At 62.0% G+C, this 19,133-nt stretch carries 19 protein-coding genes; 17 read left to right on the top strand and 2 right to left on the bottom strand.

Annotation, left to right across the window (positions count from 1 at the left end):
- Positions 1-344: 344 nt before the first annotated feature.
- The 9 genes from LVD08_RS14325 (at position 345) to LVD08_RS14285 (ending at position 11,307) form a co-directional block, all read left to right on the top strand.
- Positions 345-1,241 carry a TauD/TfdA dioxygenase family protein gene (locus LVD08_RS14325; RefSeq protein ID WP_247268463.1) on the top strand — a complete coding sequence of 299 codons (897 nt, stop codon included), beginning with the start codon at positions 345-347 and terminating at the stop codon, positions 1,239-1,241.
- A gap of 18 nt (positions 1,242-1,259) precedes the next feature.
- A complete protein-coding gene (locus LVD08_RS14320) occupies positions 1,260-2,285 on the top strand; it encodes an ABC transporter substrate-binding protein (protein ID WP_123585718.1) in 1,026 nt (341 codons plus the stop codon).
- Between the two features lie 5 nt (positions 2,286-2,290).
- A complete protein-coding gene (locus LVD08_RS14315) occupies positions 2,291-3,151 on the top strand; it encodes an ABC transporter ATP-binding protein (RefSeq protein ID WP_027611118.1) in 861 nt (286 codons plus the stop codon).
- Between the two features lie 20 nt (positions 3,152-3,171).
- Positions 3,172-4,038, top strand: coding sequence for an ABC transporter permease (locus LVD08_RS14310; protein ID WP_123585717.1), 867 nt, complete (start codon positions 3,172-3,174; stop codon positions 4,036-4,038).
- Positions 4,039-4,214: 176 nt separating this feature from the next.
- Complete coding sequence (locus tag LVD08_RS14305; RefSeq protein ID WP_041070933.1) at positions 4,215-5,132, top strand: LysR family transcriptional regulator; 918 nt, start codon at positions 4,215-4,217, stop codon at positions 5,130-5,132.
- A 214-nt stretch (positions 5,133-5,346) separates the two neighbouring features.
- Positions 5,347-6,885 carry an MFS transporter gene (locus tag LVD08_RS14300; protein ID WP_247268462.1) on the top strand — a complete coding sequence of 513 codons (1,539 nt, stop codon included), beginning with the start codon at positions 5,347-5,349 and terminating at the stop codon, positions 6,883-6,885.
- A gap of 26 nt (positions 6,886-6,911) precedes the next feature.
- Positions 6,912-7,979: an HlyD family secretion protein gene (locus LVD08_RS14295; RefSeq protein WP_247268461.1), complete on the top strand. Its 1,068-nt coding sequence runs from the start codon at positions 6,912-6,914 to the stop codon at positions 7,977-7,979.
- Entirely contained in the window at positions 7,976-9,550 is a 1,575-nt protein-coding gene (locus tag LVD08_RS14290) for an efflux transporter outer membrane subunit (protein WP_247268460.1), read from the top strand. The genes LVD08_RS14295 and LVD08_RS14290 overlap by 4 nt, the downstream gene beginning before the upstream one ends.
- Before the next feature lie 161 nt (positions 9,551-9,711).
- Entirely contained in the window at positions 9,712-11,307 is a 1,596-nt protein-coding gene (locus tag LVD08_RS14285) for a glycosyltransferase family 39 protein (RefSeq protein ID WP_247268459.1), read from the top strand.
- An 8-nt stretch (positions 11,308-11,315) separates the two neighbouring features.
- On the opposite strand, the gene LVD08_RS14280 is transcribed toward LVD08_RS14285, so the two are convergent.
- Both LVD08_RS14280 and LVD08_RS14275 read right to left on the bottom strand, forming a co-directional pair.
- Complete coding sequence (locus tag LVD08_RS14280; RefSeq protein ID WP_003220464.1) at positions 11,316-12,074, bottom strand: slipin family protein; 759 nt, start codon at positions 12,072-12,074, stop codon at positions 11,316-11,318.
- Between the two features lie 2 nt (positions 12,075-12,076).
- The gene (locus LVD08_RS14275; RefSeq protein ID WP_247268458.1) at positions 12,077-12,628 is read right to left on the bottom strand and encodes an NfeD family protein; all 552 of its coding nucleotides are present in this window, start codon (positions 12,626-12,628) and stop codon (positions 12,077-12,079) included.
- 152 nt (positions 12,629-12,780) lie between these two features.
- Between LVD08_RS14275 and LVD08_RS14270 the strand changes: the two genes are divergently transcribed.
- The 8 genes from LVD08_RS14270 (at position 12,781) to LVD08_RS14235 (ending at position 19,089) form a co-directional block, all read left to right on the top strand.
- A complete protein-coding gene (locus LVD08_RS14270; RefSeq protein ID WP_247268457.1) occupies positions 12,781-13,242 on the top strand; it encodes an aminoacyl-tRNA deacylase in 462 nt (153 codons plus the stop codon).
- 128 nt (positions 13,243-13,370) lie between these two features.
- Positions 13,371-13,616: a DUF2789 domain-containing protein gene (locus tag LVD08_RS14265; RefSeq protein WP_247268456.1), complete on the top strand. Its 246-nt coding sequence runs from the start codon at positions 13,371-13,373 to the stop codon at positions 13,614-13,616.
- A gap of 87 nt (positions 13,617-13,703) precedes the next feature.
- Entirely contained in the window at positions 13,704-13,949 is a 246-nt protein-coding gene (locus tag LVD08_RS14260; RefSeq protein WP_041070983.1) for a hypothetical protein, read from the top strand.
- 122 nt (positions 13,950-14,071) lie between these two features.
- Positions 14,072-14,500, top strand: coding sequence for a MarR family winged helix-turn-helix transcriptional regulator (locus tag LVD08_RS14255; RefSeq protein ID WP_047290742.1), 429 nt, complete (start codon positions 14,072-14,074; stop codon positions 14,498-14,500).
- Positions 14,497-16,560 carry an FUSC family protein gene (locus LVD08_RS14250; RefSeq protein WP_247268455.1) on the top strand — a complete coding sequence of 688 codons (2,064 nt, stop codon included), beginning with the start codon at positions 14,497-14,499 and terminating at the stop codon, positions 16,558-16,560. Before LVD08_RS14255 ends, LVD08_RS14250 begins: the two co-directional genes overlap by 4 nt.
- On the top strand, positions 16,557-16,766 hold the full coding sequence (locus LVD08_RS14245; RefSeq protein ID WP_047601052.1) for a DUF1656 domain-containing protein: 210 nt from the start codon (positions 16,557-16,559) through the stop codon (positions 16,764-16,766). Before LVD08_RS14250 ends, LVD08_RS14245 begins: the two co-directional genes overlap by 4 nt.
- Positions 16,763-17,650, top strand: a complete 888-nt coding sequence (locus tag LVD08_RS14240; RefSeq protein WP_247268454.1) for an efflux RND transporter periplasmic adaptor subunit — start codon at positions 16,763-16,765, stop codon at positions 17,648-17,650. The genes LVD08_RS14245 and LVD08_RS14240 overlap by 4 nt, the downstream gene beginning before the upstream one ends.
- Positions 17,647-19,089, top strand: a complete 1,443-nt coding sequence (locus LVD08_RS14235; RefSeq protein ID WP_247268453.1) for an efflux transporter outer membrane subunit — start codon at positions 17,647-17,649, stop codon at positions 19,087-19,089. The genes LVD08_RS14240 and LVD08_RS14235 overlap by 4 nt, the downstream gene beginning before the upstream one ends.
- The last annotated feature ends 44 nt before the right edge of the window (positions 19,090-19,133 follow it).

The following is a 19,133-nucleotide window of genomic DNA, read 5'->3' as shown; positions in this document are numbered from 1 at the left end:
GCTGGCAAGCCAGCTCCCACAGAGTTTTCGGTTGGAACACGATTGTGTGCTCGACATCGGAAACTGTGGGAGCTGGCTTGCCAGCGAAGGCGCCAGTGAAGTTGCCACATTACGCCTAGAAGTGACACAAACCGTCACTCACCATCCAGTCCATTCCTCACCATCTGCCATATCGTTATTCATTAACGGTATTTAATTTCCAGTTCTTATAGCTTTAAAGTCATCCACCTGCGTACCTGCCGACCAATCGGCGCGCCGCACGACCTGAACCGACACGCAATCCAGCGTGAGTGTCTGATCGACGTGCGCGCCTGTGAGCGCGCCCGTGCGTGGGAGATTGAAAGATGTCCGCAGCTACTGCCACCCCAAGCGCCGCGACTGCCGCGCCGCAAACCTTTGAAATTCGTCCGTTCAGCGGTGCCGTCGGTGCCGAGATCATCGGCCTGGACCTGACCCGGCCGGTCAACGATCAGGACTTCGCGCGCATTCATCGTGCGCACCTGGATCACCACGTGGTGGTGTTCCGCGACCAGCGCATTACCCCGCAGCAGCAGATCGATTTCAGTCGTCGTTTCGGCGTGTTGCAGATTCACGTGCTCAAGCAGTTTCTGCTGGCCAATCACCCGGAAATCCTCATCGTTTCCAACATCGTCGAGAACGGCCAGAACATCGGCCTCGGCGATGCCGGCAAGTTCTGGCACTCCGACCTTTCCTATAAAGAGCTGCCGAGTCTCGGCTCGATGCTGCATGCCCAGGAGTTGCCGTCCGAGGGCGGCGACACCTTGTTTGCCGACATGCACAAAGCCTGGGACAGCCTGCCGCAAGCGTTGCGCAAATCCGTGGAGGGGCGCTCGGCCGCACATTCCTACACTGCGCGTTACAGCGAGACCAAATTCGAAGGCAACTGGCGCCCGACCCTGACCCCGGAACAACTGGCGCAGGTCGCCGAAGTGGTACACCCGATCGTCCGTACCCATCCGGAAAACGGCCGCAAGGCGTTGTTCGTCAGCGAAGGCTTCACCACCCGTATCGTCGGCCTGCCGGAGGATGAGAGCAAACAACTGCTCGCCGAGCTCTACGCCCACAGCGTGCTGCCGCAGAACATCTACCGCCATCAGTGGCAGCCCCACGACATGGTGTTCTGGGACAACCGTTCGCTGATCCATCTCGCCGCCGGCTGCCCAGCGCACCTGCGCCGCAAGCTGTATCGCACGACCATCCAGGGCGACGCGCCTTTCTGATTTGCCGGAGATTCGATCATGTCCAAACGTCTTCCATTCGCACCGCTGGCGGCGGCCATCGGCCTGGGTTTCAGCCTGCTTGCCGGCAGCCTGGTGGCGCCAACCGTGGCCCACGCCGAAGGTGAAATCCGCATCGCCGAACAGTTCGGGATTGTCTATTTATTGCTCAACGTGGTGCGCGATCAGGGCCTGATCGAGAAGTACGGCAAGCAGGAAGGTCTCGACATCAAAGTCGACTGGACGCAGCTCTCGGGCGGCGCGGCGGTCAACGATGCGCTGCTGTCCGGTTCCATCGACATTGCCGGCGCCGGGGTCGGCCCGCTGCTGACCATCTGGGATCGCACCCACGGCAAACAGAACGTCAAAGCTGTGGCCTCGCTCGGCAACTTCCCGTACTACCTGGTCAGCAACAATCCCAAGGTCAAAACCATTGCCGATTTCACCGAGAAGGACCGCATTGCGGTGCCGGCGGTTGGCGTATCGGTGCAGTCGCGCTTCCTGCAATACGCGGCGGCCAAGCAGTGGGGTGACAAGGAATTCAATCGCCTCGACAAGTACACCATCGCCGTTCCGCACCCGGATGCGACCGCGGCGTTGATCGCCGGCGGCACCGAGTTGACAGGGCACTTCTCCAACCCACCGTTCCAGGATCAGGCGCTGCAGAACCCGAACGTGCACGTGGTGCTCAACTCCTACGACATCCTCGGCCCGAACTCGCCGACGGTGCTGTTCGCCACCGAGAAATTCCGCAACGACAACCCGAAAACCTACAAAGCCTTCGTCGAAGCACTGACCGAAGCCGCGCAATTTGCCCAGAACGATAAGGGCGCGGCGGCGGACACTTACATCCGCGTGACCAAGGCCAAGATCGACCGCGCCGAGCTGCTGAAAATCATCGACAACCCGCAATTCGAATTCAGCGTCACGCCGAAAAATACCTATCCACTGGCCGAATTCCTCTACCGCGTCGGTGCGATCAAGAACAAACCGGAATCGTGGAAGGACTACTTCTTCCAGGACGCCAAACCGCTGCAGGGGAGCTGATCGAGATGAATGCCCCTTTGCAAGGCCACGCGGCCAGCAACCCGGTCGCCAGTACGCAAGCGCTGCTGGCGGTGGATAACGTCAGCCTCGAATACCGCACCCCGCAGCGGGTGGTGCGAGCTACCCATCAGGTCAGTTTCGAAATTGATCCGGCAGACCGCTTTGTGCTGCTCGGCCCGTCCGGCTGCGGCAAATCCACCTTGCTCAAAGCGGCCGCCGGTTTCATTGCGCCGAGCGAAGGCGAAATTCGCCTGCAAGGTCAGCGGGTCGATGGACCCGGTCCGGACCGGATCGTGGTGTTCCAGGAATTCGATCAACTGCCGCCGTGGAAAACCGTGAAACAGAACGTGATGTTTCCGCTGCTGGCCTCGCGAACCTTGAACAAAAAAGACGCCGAAGAACGTGCACTGCACTATCTGGAAAAAGTCGGACTGGCGGCATTCGCCGACGCCTATCCCCACACCTTGTCCGGCGGCATGAAGGCGCGGGTGGCGATTGCCCGGGCGTTGGCGATGCAGCCGAAAATCCTTCTGATGGACGAGCCGTTCGCCGCGCTGGATGCGCTGACCCGGCGCAAGATGCAGGAAGAATTGCTGCTGCTCTGGGAAGAGGTGCGCTTCACCTTGCTGTTCGTTACGCACTCGATCGAAGAAGCGCTGGTGGTCGGCAATCGCATCCTGCTGCTGTCGCCACATCCGGGGCGGGTGCGCGCTGAAGTGCACAGCCATCAATACGATCTGCAAAGCCTCGGCGGCGTGGCGTTTCAGGAATCGGCGCGGCGCATTCACCGTTTGCTGTTCGATGAGGGCCAGTCGCCGGAAACCGAGCGTGACCATGACTTCAACGACATTCGTATCGCTTATTGAGCGTTCTGGAGGATTGCCCGATGAGCCAGCCATCGTCTGTACGACAAGAGTTTGAAACCGTCCTTGAACCACTGACCAGCGTGCCGCTCGAGCGCGAACTGCCGCTGGGCCAACGCCTGTGGCAACAGGGCTGGTTGCGTAAGAGTGTGATCCTGATTCTGCTGGCGATCCTCTGGGAAGTGATCGCCCGGGTGCAGAATAACGACCTGCTGCTGCCAGGTTTTCTGCAGACCAGTCACGCGCTGTACGACGGCCTGCTCAGTGGTGAGTTGCTGGGCAAGGTGTGGATATCGCTGGTGGTGCTGATCAAGGGTTACCTGATCGGCATCGTGCTGGCATTCGCCCTGACCACGCTGGCGGTGTCGACGCAGTTTGGTCGCGATCTGCTGAGTACCCTGACCTCGATGTTCAACCCGCTGCCAGCGATTGCCTTGCTGCCACTGGCGTTGCTCTGGTTCGGGCTGGGGCAGAACAGCCTGATTTTCGTGCTGGTGCATTCAGTGCTGTGGGCGCTGGCGTTGAACACCTACGCCGGTTTTCTCGGGGTCTCGGAAACCCTGCGCATGGCCGGGCGCAACTATGGGCTGAAGGGCATGCGTTTTGTGCTGTTCATCCTGATCCCGGCAGCGCTGCCGTCGATCCTCGCCGGTCTGAAAATTGGCTGGGCGTTTGCCTGGCGCACGCTGATCGCCGCCGAACTGGTGTTCGGCGCCACCAGCGGCAAGGGCGGGTTGGGCTGGTACATCTTCCAGAATCGCAACGAGCTGTACACCGACAAGGTGTTTGCCGGGTTGGCGGTGGTGATCCTGATCGGGTTGTTGGTGGAGAATCTGGTGTTCGATACGCTGGAGCGGGTGACGGTGAAGCGTTGGGGCATGCAGCGCTGAGATTTGTGTTGGCAGGACCGGCGCCTTCGCGAGCAAGCCCGCTCCCACATTTTGGAATGCGTTCCCCTGTGGGAGCGGGCTTGCTCGCGAAGGCGTCCTTTCAGCCGCCGCCAAATTTGAAGGATGTTTGCTAGCATTGCGCTCGGATCAATCCAGATCAGCCACGAGTGCTCAGCATGCAACTCCCGGACATGAATCTTCTGGTCGCCCTCGATGCCCTGCTCGACGAGGGCAGTGTGGTCGGCGCCGCGCGGCGGATGAACCTCAGCCCCGCCGCCATGAGCCGCACTCTGACGCGGATCCGCGAGGCGATCGGCGATCCGATCCTGGTACGCGCCGGTCGCGGCCTGGTGCCAACCCCCAAAGCCCTCGAATTGCGCGAGCAGGTGCGCGATGTCGTCGAGCAAGCGGCGCTGCTGTTTCGCTCCGCCGACAGCGTGGATCTGGGCACCCTGCGCCGGCGCTTCAGCATCCGCGCCAACGACTTTTTCATTGGCGTGTATGGCGGCAAGCTGTTCGATACCCTCGACCAGCAAGCGCCGCACTGCGAATTGCGCTTCGTCCCCGAGGGCGATGGCGACGATGAAGCGCTGCGTGAAGGACGGATCGATCTGAGTGTCAGCAACACCCGTCCGGTGACCCCGGAAGTCAAAGTGCAGAACCTGTTCTCCACGCATTTCGTCGGTCTGGTGCGTGAGGATCATCCACTGCTCGACGGCGAGATCACCGCCGAGCGCTACGCCGGCTACTCGCATATCAGCATGTCGCGCCGTGGCATTGCTCGCGGCCCCATTGACACCGCGTTGAACGCCTTGGGTCTGGAGCGGCGGGTGGCGGTGATTGCGCCAAGCTTCCACGCGGCGATGTTTGCCTTGCCCGATTCCGACCTGATCCTGCCGGTGCCCAAGGAAGCGTTGCTCAGCGTGCGCCGATTGGGCCTGAAGCTGCGCTCGTTCAACCTGCCGATCCCGTTGCCGACGCTGATGCTGACTCAGGCCTGGCACCCGCGCTTCGACAAAGACCCGGCGCACCGCTGGCTGCGCGAAACGCTCAAGGCGTGTTGCGACGAAACCTGGCTGGCCGCGCAACCCTGACACCGAATCAATGTGGGAGGGGGCTTGCTCCCGAAGGCGTCGTGTCAGGCAATGCATAGTGTGAATGACCCACCGCTTTCGCGAGCAAGCCCGCTCCCACATTGGATATTCATTGCTGCGCTGAGCGCACTTATAACCTGCCAATAAGTCAATTTTCGTCAGCAGTAAGCCTTACTAAAATGCTCCGGTATTTTTCCTTCCGGAGTGTGTATCCATGACATCCCTGTCGGTTCCGGCGCCCATTGCTGCGGCCAGTCCGGCGACGGCGGCTGCGCCACCGGTGTTCGGGGCGCGGATCATCACAGGCCTGGTCGGCGTGCTGCTGGCGGTGCTGGTCTCGGGCCTCAACGAGATGGTGACCAAAGTCGCGCTGGCCGATATTCGGGGCGCGCTGAACATCGGTTATGACGAAGGCACCTGGCTGGTGTCCTGTTACGCCGCGACCTCGGTGGCGGCGATGGCGTTCGCGCCGTGGTGCTCGGTGACCTTTTCGCTGCGCCGTTTCACCCTCTGCGCAATCAGCCTGTTCACGCTGCTCGGCGTGCTGTGCCCATTCGCCCCGAATTACGAAAGCCTGCTGCTGATGCGCACCCTGCAAGGCCTGGCCGGCGGCGCGTTGCCGCCGATGCTGATGACGGTCGCCCTGCGTTTTCTACCGGCCAATTTCAAACTCTACGGCTTGGCCGGTTATGCGCTGACCGCGACTTTCGGCCCCGGTCTCGGCACGCCGCTGGCCGGGTTGTGGAGCGAGTACGTCGGCTGGCAATGGACGTTCTGGCAAATCATCGTGCCGTGCCTGATCGCCATGGCGATGGTCGCTTGGGGGATTCCGCAGGATCCGCTGCGCCTGGAGCGCCTCAAGACCTTCAACTGGAAAGGCCTGCTGCTGGGTTTTCCGGCGATCTGCATGCTGGTGATCGGCTTGCTCCAGGGCAATCGACTGGACTGGTTCGAATCGAACCTGATCTGCGCGTTGCTTGGTGCCGGCTCGCTGCTGCTGGTGGCGTTTCTGATCAATGAATGGTCGCAGCCGATTCCGTTTTTCAAGTTGCAGATGCTCGGCATCCGCAACCTGGCGTTCGCCCTGATGACCCTGGCCGGGGTGCTGGTGGTGTTGCAGGCGGTGGTGCTGATTCCGTCGAGCTATCTGGCGCAGGTCCAGGGTTATCGTCCGGTGCAGACCGCGCCGATCATGCTGATCGCCGCGTTGCCGCAACTGATCGCGCTGCCGTTGGTGGCGGCGCTGTGCAACCTGCGCTGGGTCGATTGCCGCTGGGTGCTCGGCATCGGGTTGAGCATGTTGACCCTGTCCTGTCTGGGTGGCTCGCTGCTGACCTCGGAGTGGATCCGCGACAATTTCTACGTCCTGCAATGGCTGCAGATTTTCGGTCAGCCGATGTCGGTGTTGCCGCTGTTGATGTTGTCGACCGGCAGCATCCAGCCGCAGGACGGGCCGTTCGCCTCCGCGTGGTTCAACACGGTGAAAGGCCTGGCGGCGGTGATCGCCACCGGAGTCATTGAGGCGCTGACCACCGCGCGCCTGCATTTCCACTCGACCATGTTGATCGACAACCTCGGCAACTCACCGCTGGCCGATCGCAGCGACCCGGGCCTTGCCCATCGCCTGCACGAACAGGCTGTGGTGCTGACTTCTTCTGATCTCTATGTGTGCATGGCCGGCGTCGCGGTGGCGCTGATCCTGCTGATTTTCTGGCTGCCGACGCGGATCTTTCCGCCCCGTGCGCCGACCTGATTGCTTCACTGATACCGAAGGTTTTTATGACGACTCAAGCAAAGCAAAAACTCGCGGTGGCCGTGGCGGCCGCACTGGCCGTTGGCGTGTTGCTGTACCTGGCGGTGCCGGGACTGTTCGGCAAGCGTACCCAGCAAAATACCAACGACGCGTTCGTTTCCGCCGACTTCACCCTGGTGGTGCCGCGCGTGGCGGGGTTCATCAAGGAAGTGCTGGTGGAAGACAACCAGCAGGTCAAGGCCGGGCAACTGCTGGCGTTGATCGATGATCGCGATTTGCGCGCCGCCGCTGAAGCGGCCGATGCGCAAACCCTGGTCGCCCGCGCTCAGCTGCAAAACGCCAAGGCGACGCTGGAGCGGCAGACGTCGGTGATTGCTCAGGCGCAGGCCTCGGTGGTCTCGGCCAAGGCAGAAATGGCCTTCGCCCAGCAGGAACTCAATCGCTACAACCACCTCGCCGGCGTTGGTGCCGGCACGGTGCAGAACGCGCAACAGGCCCGCACGCGTATTGATCAGGCAACCGCTCGGCTCGATACCGCCAGCGCGAAGCTCGCGGCTGAACGCAAGCAGGTCGAGATTCTCACCGCGCAGCGCGATGCCGCCGAAGGCAATCTGAAGCATGCGCAAGCGGCGCTGGAAATCGCCAGTTTCGAGTTGTCCTACACCCGGATCACCGCGCCGCAGGACGGCATGGTCGGCGAGCGCGCGGTGCGTGTCGGCGCTTATGTCACGCCGGGCAGCAAGCTGCTGGCGGTGGTGCCGTTGCGGCAGGCGTATGTGGTCGCCAACTTTCAGGAAACCCAACTGACGGACGTGCAGCCGGGCCAGCACGTGCAGGTGCGCGTCGACAGCCTTGGTGGCGAGGCCTTGAGCGGTCGCGTCGAAAGCATCGCTCCGGCGACTGGCGTGACATTCGCCGCGGTGAAACCGGACAACGCCACGGGTAACTTCACCAAGGTTGTGCAGCGGATTCCGGTGAAAATCGTGCTTGAGCCGGGTCAGCCGTTGGCCGAGCGATTGCGTGTGGGCATGTCGGTGGAGGCGAGTATCGACACTCGCCGTTCGGCGGCGGAGCGCGAGGTGACTCAGCGATGAACAGCGTTGATAGAACTGACGCCTTCGCGAGCAAGCCCGCTCCCACAGGGATCTCCGTTTGGAACAAAGATCTCCAGCAACCTGCCAATCACCCGTGGGAGCGGGCTTGCTCGCGAAGAGGCCAGTGGCAGCAACTCGCACTCGGTGCCTTGCTCGCTCTTGGCCTCAGCGCCTGCACCGTCGGCCCCGACTTCCACAAGCCCGAAGCCACACAGATCGCCGACTGGGCCAAACCCGCCAAATCAGCCCCCAGCCAAGCCGTCAGCGAACCGCTGAACGAACGCTGGTGGGAGGTTTTCCACGACCCGCAGCTCTCGGCCCTCACCCAGCGGGCGATCAAGAGCAACCTCGATCTGCAACTGGCCAGCAGTCGCTTGCAACAAAGCCGTGCCGCGCGCCAGGTGATCACCGCGGATCGCTACCCGAACACCGCCGCTACCGGCAGCTACGCGCGTAAACGCAACAGTGGCGAAGGCCTGAATGACCCGTCCGGACACAACGGCGATTCCGCTTTCAACCTTTGGGATGCCGGTTTCTCCGCCTCTTGGGAACTGGATTTCTGGGGCCGCGTGCGCCGCGAAACCGAAGCCGCCGATGCCAACCTCGAAGTCGCCGAAAACGACCGACGCGTTGTGCTGCTGGCAGTGCTGGCCGACACTGCGCAGAACTACATCCAGCTGCGCGGCGTGCAGAACACCCGCGTGGTCACCGAGCAGAACCTCGACGTCGCCCGGCACAGCCTCAAGCTGTCGCAACTACGCCTCAATGACGGTGTGGCGACCGATCTGGACGTCGCCGAAGCTGCCGCGCAGGTTTCCGCCATCGAATCGCGCCTGCCGGCCCTTGAGCAGCGTCAGTCGCAATTGATCAACGCGATAAGCCTGCTGATGGGCGAACCGCCGCAGGCCCTGGCCAAGGAGTTATCCACAGACGGCGCGGTGCCGCAGTCACCGCTGCAAGTCGCCATCGGCCTGCCGTCGCAGCTGGCCGAACGCCGGCCGGACATCCGGCAGGCCGAGGCGCGCCTGCATGCCGCCACCGCCAACATCGGCGTGGCCAAGGGCGATTTTTATCCGCGCATCACCCTGTCCGGCAACCTCGGCTCGCAAGCGATGCAACTGAGCGATTTCGGCTCCTGGGGCTCGCGCGCGTTCGGCATCGGCCCGCAATTGAGCCTGCCGCTGTTCGACGGCGGACGCCTGCGCGGCATGCTGCAACTGCGCGAAGCCCAGCAACAGGAAGCGGCCATCGCCTACCAGCAGACCGTGCTGCGCGCCTGGCATGAAATCGACGACCAGTTGACGGCCTACAACGCCAGTCAGCGTCGCCGCGACAGCCTCGCCGAAGCCGTGCGGCAGAACCAGATCGCCCTGCGCACCGCACAGCAGCAGTACGTCGAAGGCGTGGTCGATTTCGTCAATGTGCTCACCGTTCAAGGCGCGTTGCTGGCGACTCAGGAGCAGTGGGTGGAAAGCTCGACCGGCGTTTCGCTGGCAATGGTCGGGTTGTACCGGGCGTTGGGCGGGGGCTGGGAGTCGGTGTATCCGGCGGGGGAGATGGCGCAACGCTGATGGCCTGAACTGGAAATGCCGAGGGCTGTTTGGGATTGGCCGGGGTGCCGGATGTCGTGAAAGCGCACACCGCCATCGACGGCTCTCCTGTGGCTGACCTAAAGTGACGGGCAGGTTCGGCTCCATCCGTTCGCGATATTCCGGCACAGCAAGAGGATGCAATGGCGGCACACAGAGAAACGCCGGTTGGCGACACGCAGGATCCGCGCGCGGTCCCGGGTGCATGGCTGGTGGCCTTGCGTCTGCTTCGCTGGGCCAGAGAGCACTGGCTGTTACCGATCATGCTGCTCGCGGCGGCGGTGCGTTTTTTCGACCTGACGGCGGCGGCGATCTGGTTCGACGAAGGCTCCAGCGTCCTGCTGAGCCAGTTTCCACTGGCCGAGATCTGGGGGCTAGCGGCCCACGACGTGCACCCACCGCTGTATTTCCTGCTGCTGCACGGCTGGATCGGGCTGTTCGGTGACGGCATCCTGTCCATTCGCTTGATGAGTGCGCTGCCGGGGATCATTACCGTCGGTCTCGGTGTGTGGCTGGTGGATCTGCTCGCCACCCGTCGCGCTGCGTTGCTGGCCGGGCTGTTGCTGGCGTTGTTGCCCACGGCCGTGCGCTACAGCCAGGAAGTGCGCATGTATTCGCTGCTCGGCATGTGGCTGATCGGCGCGACGATCGCGCTGGTCTACTGGGTGCGCCAGCCGCGTCGGCATCGCTATCTGGTGGTCTATGCGCTGCTGATGACGGCAGCGTTCTACACCCACTACTTCACCGTTCTGTGCGTGATCAGCCACTGGCTGTATCTGACAGCGGTGCGCGTGCAGCCGGGGTATCGGCTGCGACATATCCAGCGTCCGGCCTGGTGGCTGGCCAACTTGAGCATCGCGTTGCTGTACATGCCGTGGGTGCCAAACCTGCTTGATCTGCTGCAGCACATCCCGGAACTCAAGGCCAGCAATGACATTGGCTGGGAAGATCCGGTGACCCTCAGCTCATTGCCGTCGATGGTCTGGTCGTTGCTGATCCAGGACGACGGCATGACCTTGCCGGGGTGGCTGTTTTTGCTTTTGCCATTGGCGCTGATAGCCGTGATTGCTGTTGCCCTGCATCGTGATCGCAGCGTATTTCGCGGCAGCTTGTTGTTGCTGTGCTACAGCGTGATGCCGATTCTGCTGGTGTTTGGCGTGTCGTTCATCTCGCCGGTGTTCATCGAGCGGTATTTGACGGCCTATGCGTTGGGGTTGCCGATGCTGGTGGCGCTGGCGGTCGATCGGCTGTACACAGGTTCTCGCGTTCTGGCGCTGGCGATTCTGGTGCTGTTCGTCGGGGTCGAACTGGTGGGTGTGAAGAACAACGCCACGGTCGACAGCAATGATCAGTTCAGCGTGCTGGTCGACTACGTCAATCGACACTTCACCGAGGGTGACCGGATCGTCACCAGCGACATGATGTGGTACCTCAGCTACATCTACTACAACCGCACTGACGCGCAGATCCGTCTGTATACGCCACCAGCGGCGGATGGGCGTTCCACGCGTCCCAATGCCTACGGATTTGGCACTTTGGTCGGCGAGGAGGTTTTCCTCGATCAGCTTGGCGACGTGTCCAAGGGCAGCACGCGGATGTGGTTGATCGGCACGCTGGATGAACCCGATGAGTTTGCGGCGTTGCCTGAAGGCTGGCAGCGGCAGAGCGATGTCCATGCAGGCGGCGCATTTGCACGTTTGTACGTGAGGGAGCCGAGCGCCGATAAACCGGGCGGGTGATCGCAGACTCAGGATTTGCCCGACAGATCCGCCATCCCCTTGAGCAATTCGATGGGCAGGGGAAAAACAATCGTCGAACTCTTGTCACCCGCAATCGAACTCAAGGTCTGCATGTAGCGTAACTGCATGGCGCCGGGCTGGCGGCCGAGCATTTCGGCGGCTTGCATGAGTTTTTCCGAGGCCTGCAGTTCGCCTTCGGCGTGGATCACCTTGGCCCGGCGTTCGCGTTCGGCTTCGGCCTGTTTGGCAATCGCACGCACCATCGATTCATTGAGGTCGACGTGCTTGATCTCGACGTTGGCGACCTTGATGCCCCAGGCGTCGGTCTGGGCGTCGAGCACCTGCTGGATGTCGATGTTCAACTGCTCGCGTTCGGCCAGCAGTTCATCCAGCTCATGTTTGCCGAGCACCGCGCGCAGGGTGGTCTGCGCCAGTTGGCTGGTGGCCGAGAGAAAGTCTTCGACCTGAATGATCGCCTTCTGCGGGTCGAGCACGCGGAAGTACAGCACCGCGTTGACCTTCACCGAGACGTTGTCGCGGGTGATCACGTCCTGCGGCGGCACGTCGAGGACCACGGTGCGCAGGTCGACCCGGACCATTTGCTGCACCACCGGAATCAGCAGGATCAGCCCCGGGCCCTTGACCTGCCAGAACCGTCCGAGCTGGAACACCACGCCGCGCTCGTACTCACGCAGGATGCGGAAGGTCGACCCGGCGAGGGCGATCACCAACAGCAGCAGTGCAACGAAACCGATTTGCAGACCCATGATCACTCTCCGTGTCGCACCGCGTCAGTCGCGGCGACTTTCAGCAGTAAGCCTTTACGCCCGACCACGCGCACCGATTGCCCGGCGTGCAGCGGTGTCGTGCTCTGCACTTGCCAGTGTTCACCCTGCAATTGCACCCAGCCGTTGTGGGCGTTTTGCGCTTGCACGGTGGTCACCGCCGTCACGCTGCCGACCAGCCCGGCATCGCCGCTGACGGCGTGGCGCGGGCGGGTTTTCAAGGCGCGGACGATCAATGCGATCAGCAGCAGGGCGCTGAGCAGGCCGAGGCCGATGATCATCGGCACCGGCAACTCGGCGTTGCCCAGAATCAGCGCGCCGATGACGAACATGATGATCCCGCCGAGGCCGATCACCCCGTAGTTGGGCAGCGCGGCTTCGGCGATCAGAAAGGCAACGCCGAGGGTGATCAGCCACAGGCCGAGCGGATTGACCGCCGTCAGCGGGATGTCAGCCGCGAGGGCTGAGCCGCTGGCCAGCAGTATCAGGAAAAACGTGCAACATCGGCTGTTCACGTGACCCTCCGGGAGAGTCATGGGTGTTTCCTTAAGTCTAGTTGAGCCTGGCGCCGGATGAATTTTGATCAATAAGTGGATGTGTCCAATGAGCGGATTTCCCTTCATCAGCAACTGGCCGAACTAGACTCAGCAGAACAGGCATAACGTTCAGCGGGACACCGAGGTGCAGCATGCGTATGGCAAAAAAAGTGCAGAGCAGCCTGAGTCGGGCGCATTGCGAATATGACATCGTGGCCCACCGCCACTCGGCCAGCAGTCTGGAAACCGCACGGGTTTCCGGGGTGCCCGCCGAACGCGTGGCCAAATCGGTCATTCTCGATGACCACCACGGGCATTACCTGATGGCCGTGCTGCCGGCCAGTCGGCATCTGGACTTGAGTAAAGTGCGCATTCGCGGCGAATGGCAGATCACCCGGGAGAGCAACCTGGCGCATATCTTCGATGACTGCGAACGCGGTGCGGTGCCGCCGCTCGGTGATTCCTACGGCCTGGACATGGTCATCGACCCGCTGTTGACCCGGCAGAAAGACATCTACCTGGAAGCCGGCAACCACAATTACCTGCTGCACATGAGCATGCCCGAATTTCTGAAAATGGTGCCGCATGCCGAGGTGCGGGAGTTGAGTCATTAGGTTCTGTAGCGCTTTCGCGGACGCCTTCGCGAGCAAGCCCGCTCCCACAGGTTGAACGCGTTCCCCCTGTGGGAGCGAGCCTGCTCGCGAATAATCTCCCACCCACCGCATTCTTGAAGGAGTCCTCCATGGACCAGCCCACCCACAGCCTGCCGTCCCTGTTCAAACAACTGGGACTGGACAACGACCCGACCAGCATCGACCAATTCATCGCCACCCACTCACCACTCAAACCCGAGCTGCACCTGGCGGACGCGTTTTTCTGGAGCAAGAGCCAAGCGGATTTTTTGCGGGATGAGATTCTTGATGATGCGGATTGGGCGGAGGTGGTGGATCAGTTGAATGTGTTGTTGCGCAAGGGGCGGGTTTTGTAGGACTGAAGTAAAACCTTATTACAGAATGTCCGCAGGATCCCTATCGATGTTGGAGTAGCTTGCCAATTCAACAATCCGGAGCCGTCGATGCAATCATTTTTGCCAGTCAGAACAATTGATGTTGACGCGCTTGGGGACTGTATTGAGGCAGTGATCGAAAGCATCTCCAACGGGCCTGTCGAGTTTCGGAAGCACGACACAACAGTGGCTGTGCTGATTTCGCCAGAAATTTATGAAGCGATCCTGAATAAGCTGGATGATTTCGATTTGGTGTCAATCACATATTCGCGCAGGAACGAAGTAGGGGTAGCCATCGAGCTGGATGAACTATAGAAATTCTCTGCCGAGAAGATTTGTTTCAAAACTTGACTGAAATTCCCCGCCAATGCGATATTGATAGTTAGCAAACTAACAGTGTGCATTTTCCCGTGCCCGATTCCCTCGACAATCTCCAGATGAACATCAGCAGTGCCATGGTGGTGGCCGCCAGGCATTGGCGGAAGATCTGCCAGACCACGCTGGTCAACTATGGAATCTCCGAAGCCTGCGCCGTGCCGTTGTTGATGATCGGGCGGTTGGGCGAGGGTGTGCGTCAGGTGCAGGTGGCGCAGGCGGCCGGGATGGAGAGTCCGTCGCTGGTGCGTCTGCTCGATCAGTTGTGCCACGCCGGCTACGTCTGCCGCACCGAAGATGCACAGGATCGCCGGGCCAAGTGCCTGAGCCTGACCGACACCGGCCGTGAGCTGGTGCAAGCGGTGGAAAGCGAGCTGGTACGTCTGCGTCATGAAGTGCTCGAAGGCATCGACCAGAGTGATCTGGAGGCTACGCTTCGGGTACTGCGAGCTTTTGAGGCGGCCAATCCGCCTGTGGTGATCAATTCTTGAACGGTTTTTTCTCTGGCATCCCGCCTGCCCGGGACTGGTTCTACGGGGTCCGTACCTTTGCAGCGTCGATGATCGCGCTGTACATCGCCCTGCTCATGCAAATGCCGCGTCCGTACTGGGCGATGGCCACGGTGTACATCGTTTCCAGCCCGTTTCTCGGCCCGACCAGTTCCAAGGCGCTGTACCGCGCCATCGGCACCTTTCTCGGCGCGGCGGCGGCAGTGCTGTTCGTGCCGATGTTCGTGCAGAGTCCCTATGTGCTGGTGGTGGTGATTGCCTTGTGGACGGGGATTTTGCTGTTCCTGTCGCTGCACCTGCGTACCGCCAATAGTTACGCACTGATGCTGGCCGGCTACACCTTGCCGCTGATTGCCTTGCCGACGGTGGATAATCCGCTGGCGGTGTGGGACGTGGCGGAGGCGCGCACCGAAGAGATTTTTCTCGGCATCGCCGTGGCGGCGGTGGTCGGCGCGATGTTCTGGCCGCGGCGTCTGGCGCCGGTGTTCAACGACGCAGTGGGCAAGTGGTTCGCCGACGCCACCACCTACAGCCTGAAGTTTCTCAGCCGCGACGTGCAGCCTGAACAGATCGCCACGCTGCGCATGGCCATGGTCGCCAATTTCAACAGCCTCGAATTGATGATCGGCCAGTTGCCCCACGAAGGCGCTCGACCGCAAACCGTGCGCAACACCAAGGAGCTGCGCGGGCGGATGATCCACCTGTTGCCGGTGATCGACGCGCTGGAAGACTCGCTCTATGCCCTTGAGCGACGCACACCGGAACTGGTGGAAAAGTTTGCCCCGCTGCTGACCGCGACCCAGCAATGGCTCGGCCATAACGACGCCGATCTGGCGCGTTGGCAGGCGCTCAAGGATCAACTCCAGGCCCTGCAGCCAAGCTGCGAGGCGCTGGAAGATCGCAAGCAATTGCTGTTCTCCAACGCGATTTATCGCCTCGGCGAATTCATCGATCTGTGGCAGGACTGCCGCAGTTTGCAGGACGCGATTCTCTGCGAGCGCCAGGACAGCTGGCGCGCGGTGTACCGGCACTGGCGCCTCGGGCGGCTGACGCCGTTTCTCGATCGCGGGATGATGCTGTATTCGGTGGCCTCGACCGTTCTGGCGATCATCGTCGCTTCGGTGCTGTGGATTCTGCTCGGCTGGCCGGACGGTGGCAGCGCGGTGATTCTGGCGGCGGTAGCGTGCAGTTTCTTCGCCTCGATGGACGACCCGGCACCGCAGATCTACCGGTTCTTTTTCTGGACCGGGATGTCGGTGCTGTTCGCCAGCCTTTACCTGTTTCTGATTCTGCCGAACCTGCACGATTTCCCGATGCTGGTACTGGCGTTTGCGGTTCCGTTCATCTGTGTCGGCACCCTGACGGTGCAGCCACGCTTCTTCCTCGGCATGCTCCTGACGTTGGTCAACACCTCGTCGTTCATCAGCATTCAGGGCGCTTACGACGCGGACTTCTTCGCCTTCGTGAACTCCAACCTGGCCGGCCCTCTGGGCCTGCTGTTCGCGTTTATCTGGACCCTGATCGCCCGCCCGTTCGGCGTCGAGCTGGCCGCCAAACGTCTGACCCGCTTCAGCTGGAAAGACATCGTGCGCATGACCGAGCCGGCCAATCTGGCCGAACATCGGCATCTGGGCGTGCAGTTGCTCGATCGTCTGATGCAGCACTTGCCGCGTCTGGCCATGACCGGCCAGGACACCGGGATTGCCATGCGTGAAGTGCGCGTCGGCCTGAACCTGCTCGATCTGCTGGCCTACACGCCACGGGTCAGCGGCGCGCCGAAGGCCCTGCTGCAGCAAGTGGTGGCTGAGGTCGGCGAGTATTTCCGCGCGTGTCTGAAGGCCGGCGAACGCTTGCCGGCGCCGAGTCCGTTGCTGATGACGATGGACCGCGCGCGCCGCGCGCTCAAAGGCCACGGCGACGAAGAAACCCGGCTAAACCTGTTGCATGCCTTGAGCGGTTTGCGCCTGGCGCTGCTGCCCGGCGTGGAATTCGTCAGCACCAGCGATGCCGAAGAACCGCTGCCCGATGGAGCGCCCCTATGATCGGTGATCTGGATATCAGCGGGATTTTCCTGCCGACCCTGCTGGTGCTGATGGGCATCACCTATGTGTTGTTTTTGCTGGTGCATGGCGTGCTGACGCGTGTGCACTTTTACCGTCTGGTCTGGCACCGGGCATTGTTCAACGTGGCGCTCTACGCCGTGCTGCTGTACGGCGTGGACTCACTCAGTCGATACCTGATGACATGAAAAAACCGTTTCTGACCATCGGTCGCGTGGTCCTGACCCTGCTGATCGTGACTTTTGCCGTCGTCCTCGTCTGGCGCATGGTGATGTATTACATGTTTGCGCCGTGGACCCGCGACGGCCACATCCGTGCCGACATCATCCAGATCGCCCCGGACGTGTCCGGGTTGATCCAGCAGGTCGAGGTCAAGGACAACCAGTTGATCAAACGTGGTCAGGTGTTGTTCAGCATCGATCAGGACCGCTTCAAACTGGCCCTGCGTCAGGCTAAAGCGGCGGTCGCCGATCGCGAGGAAACCCTGGCTCAAGCCCAGCGCGAAGCCAAGCGTAACCGTGGCCTGGGCAACCTGGTGCCGGCCGAACAACTGGAAGAAAGCCAGTCGAAAGTCGCCCGGGCGCAATCGGCGCTGGCCGAAGCGCTGGTGACGGTGGACAGCGCCCAGCTCAACCTGGATCGTTCGGTGATCCGCAGCCCGGTGGACGGCTACGTCAACGACCGCGCGCCGCGTGTGCAGGAATTCGTCAACGCCGGACGTCCGGTGTTGTCGGTGGTCGACAGCAACTCGTTCCACATCGACGGTTATTTCGAAGAAACCAAACTCGACGGCATTCATGTCGGGCAGTCGGTGGATATCCGCGTGATCGGCGACAAGGCCAGGCTGCGCGGGCATGTCGAAAGCATCGTCGCCGGTATCGAAGACCGCGACCGCACCAGCGGCAACAACCTGCTGCCGAACGTCAACCCGGCGTTCAGCTGGGTGCGGCTGGCGCAGCGGATTCCGGTGCGTATCGCCTTTGACGAGGTGCCGGAAGACTTCCGCATGATCGCCGGGCGTACCGCGACCGTGTCGATCATCGACGACAGAACGCAGGAGCCCGCGCAATGAACAGGGTCCTGATGATCGCCGGGTTGGGCATGATGCTCTCGGCGTGTCAGATGGTCGGGCCGGACTATCAGCTGCCCGCTGACGCCGCGGTGCAGCGCAAGGACTTTCAGGGCGAACTGGCGGTGGAGGGCAAACCGGTGGTGTCGGCGCCGGTGCCGGCGGATTGGTGGCGGCTTTATAAGGATCCACGTCTGGATCAACTGGTGCAGCAGGCCATGGCGTCCAACACCGATTTGCGCGTGGCGGCGGCGAACCTTCAACGGGCTCGCGCGCAAGTCGATGAGGCCGAAGCGGCGGGTGGCTGGAGCGCAGGCGTGAAGATGGGCGCGCAGCGTTTGCAGGAATCCGGTCAGGCGTTCTTGCTGCCGGAAAAAGTCCCGGTCGACAACGTCGGCGATATTGGCATCAGTGCGTCTTATCAGTTCGATCTATGGGGCACCCTGCAACGCGGTATCGAAGGCGCGAAGGCTAACGCCGATGCGACTCAAGCAGCGGCTGACACCGCACGCATCACTTTGGTGGCCGACGTGGTTCGCGCCTACACCCAGGTGTGCGCGGCCAACGAAGAGCGGGAAATTGCCCAGCATTCCCTCGACCTGCAATCGCAGAGCACCACGCTGATCCAGCGCCTGCGCGATGCCGGGCGTGGTGATGAGACCCAGGTCACCCGTTCGCAAACCCAATTCAAGTCGTTGCGCGCCGACCTGCCGCGCTATGAGGCAGCGCGTCAGGCCGGGTTGTTCCGCCTGTCGATGCTGCTGGCCAAACCGGTCGAGCAATTGCCGGCCGGTACCGCCACTTGTGCCGAACTGCCGAAAATTGCCCAACTGGTGCCGGTGGGCGACGGTGCGGCGCTGCTCAAGCGTCGTCCCGATATCCGTCAGGCGGAACGTCGCTTGGCGGCCTCGACAGCGGGCATCGGCGTCGCCACGGGCGAGCTGTATCCGGACATCAGCATCGGCGCGACCATCGGCACCGTCGGTCTTCTTGACGACTTGGGCGATCCGTCGACCAACCGCTGGGGCTTCGGCCCGTCGTTGAGCTGGACAGTGCCGACCAACGGCGCCCGCGCGCGCATCCGTGAAGCCGAAGCATCGGCCCAGGGCGCACTGGCGCATTTCGACGGCGTGGTGCTCAACGCCATCCGCGAAACCCAGACCGGCCTGGCCCAGTACAGCGCGCTGCTGCAACGCCGCGACGCCCTGGCCGATGCCGAGCAGTCGGCGAAACTGGCGGCGGACCAGACCCACCGCTTCTTCCAGGCCGGGCGCGAGTCGTTCCTCGCCGATCTGCAGGCGACCCGCACCTACACCGATGTCACTGCGCAACTGGCCGCCGCCAACACCCAGGTCGCCATGAGCCAGATCGATTTGTTCCTCGCCCTCGGTGGCGGTTGGGAAAGCGGACGAACGCAAGCCTCAAGCGCCAGCAAACCCTGAACCCGTTGCTATGCTTTGAAGTGTTGAAAGGGTGCCACGTGCAA

This window comes from Pseudomonas sp. YL2 (assembly GCF_023063025.1).
Lineage (GTDB): Bacteria > Pseudomonadota > Gammaproteobacteria > Pseudomonadales > Pseudomonadaceae > Aquipseudomonas > Aquipseudomonas putida_A.
Note: the sequence above shows the minus strand (reverse complement) of the source record. Positions and strands in the feature narration are given on the sequence as shown.

What these genes read in the sequence shown, in the direction of transcription:
- LVD08_RS14315 (WP_027611118.1), top strand. Translation starts at nt 2,291, where the DNA reads ATGAATGCCCCTTTGCAAGGCCACGCGGCCAGCAACCCGGTCGCCAGT.
- LVD08_RS14310 (WP_123585717.1), top strand. Translation starts at nt 3,172, where the DNA reads ATGAGCCAGCCATCGTCTGTACGACAAGAGTTTGAAACCGTCCTTGAA.
- LVD08_RS14235 (WP_247268453.1), top strand. Translation starts at nt 17,647, where the DNA reads ATGAACAGGGTCCTGATGATCGCCGGGTTGGGCATGATGCTCTCGGCG.
- LVD08_RS14245 (WP_047601052.1), top strand. Translation starts at nt 16,557, where the DNA reads ATGATCGGTGATCTGGATATCAGCGGGATTTTCCTGCCGACCCTGCTG.
- LVD08_RS14320 (WP_123585718.1), top strand. Translation starts at nt 1,260, where the DNA reads ATGTCCAAACGTCTTCCATTCGCACCGCTGGCGGCGGCCATCGGCCTG.
- LVD08_RS14290 (WP_247268460.1), top strand. Translation starts at nt 7,976, where the DNA reads ATGAACAGCGTTGATAGAACTGACGCCTTCGCGAGCAAGCCCGCTCCC.
- LVD08_RS14255 (WP_047290742.1), top strand. Translation starts at nt 14,072, where the DNA reads ATGAACATCAGCAGTGCCATGGTGGTGGCCGCCAGGCATTGGCGGAAG.
- LVD08_RS14325 (WP_247268463.1), top strand. Translation starts at nt 345, where the DNA reads ATGTCCGCAGCTACTGCCACCCCAAGCGCCGCGACTGCCGCGCCGCAA.
- LVD08_RS14305 (WP_041070933.1), top strand. Translation starts at nt 4,215, where the DNA reads ATGCAACTCCCGGACATGAATCTTCTGGTCGCCCTCGATGCCCTGCTC.
- LVD08_RS14270 (WP_247268457.1), top strand. Translation starts at nt 12,781, where the DNA reads ATGCGTATGGCAAAAAAAGTGCAGAGCAGCCTGAGTCGGGCGCATTGC.
- LVD08_RS14300 (WP_247268462.1), top strand. Translation starts at nt 5,347, where the DNA reads ATGACATCCCTGTCGGTTCCGGCGCCCATTGCTGCGGCCAGTCCGGCG.
- LVD08_RS14260 (WP_041070983.1), top strand. Translation starts at nt 13,704, where the DNA reads ATGCAATCATTTTTGCCAGTCAGAACAATTGATGTTGACGCGCTTGGG.
- LVD08_RS14265 (WP_247268456.1), top strand. Translation starts at nt 13,371, where the DNA reads ATGGACCAGCCCACCCACAGCCTGCCGTCCCTGTTCAAACAACTGGGA.
- LVD08_RS14280 (WP_003220464.1), bottom strand. Translation starts at nt 12,074, where the DNA reads ATGGGTCTGCAAATCGGTTTCGTTGCACTGCTGCTGTTGGTGATCGCC.
- LVD08_RS14275 (WP_247268458.1), bottom strand. Translation starts at nt 12,628, where the DNA reads ATGACTCTCCCGGAGGGTCACGTGAACAGCCGATGTTGCACGTTTTTC.
- LVD08_RS14285 (WP_247268459.1), top strand. Translation starts at nt 9,712, where the DNA reads ATGGCGGCACACAGAGAAACGCCGGTTGGCGACACGCAGGATCCGCGC.
- LVD08_RS14240 (WP_247268454.1), top strand. Translation starts at nt 16,763, where the DNA reads ATGAAAAAACCGTTTCTGACCATCGGTCGCGTGGTCCTGACCCTGCTG.
- LVD08_RS14295 (WP_247268461.1), top strand. Translation starts at nt 6,912, where the DNA reads ATGACGACTCAAGCAAAGCAAAAACTCGCGGTGGCCGTGGCGGCCGCA.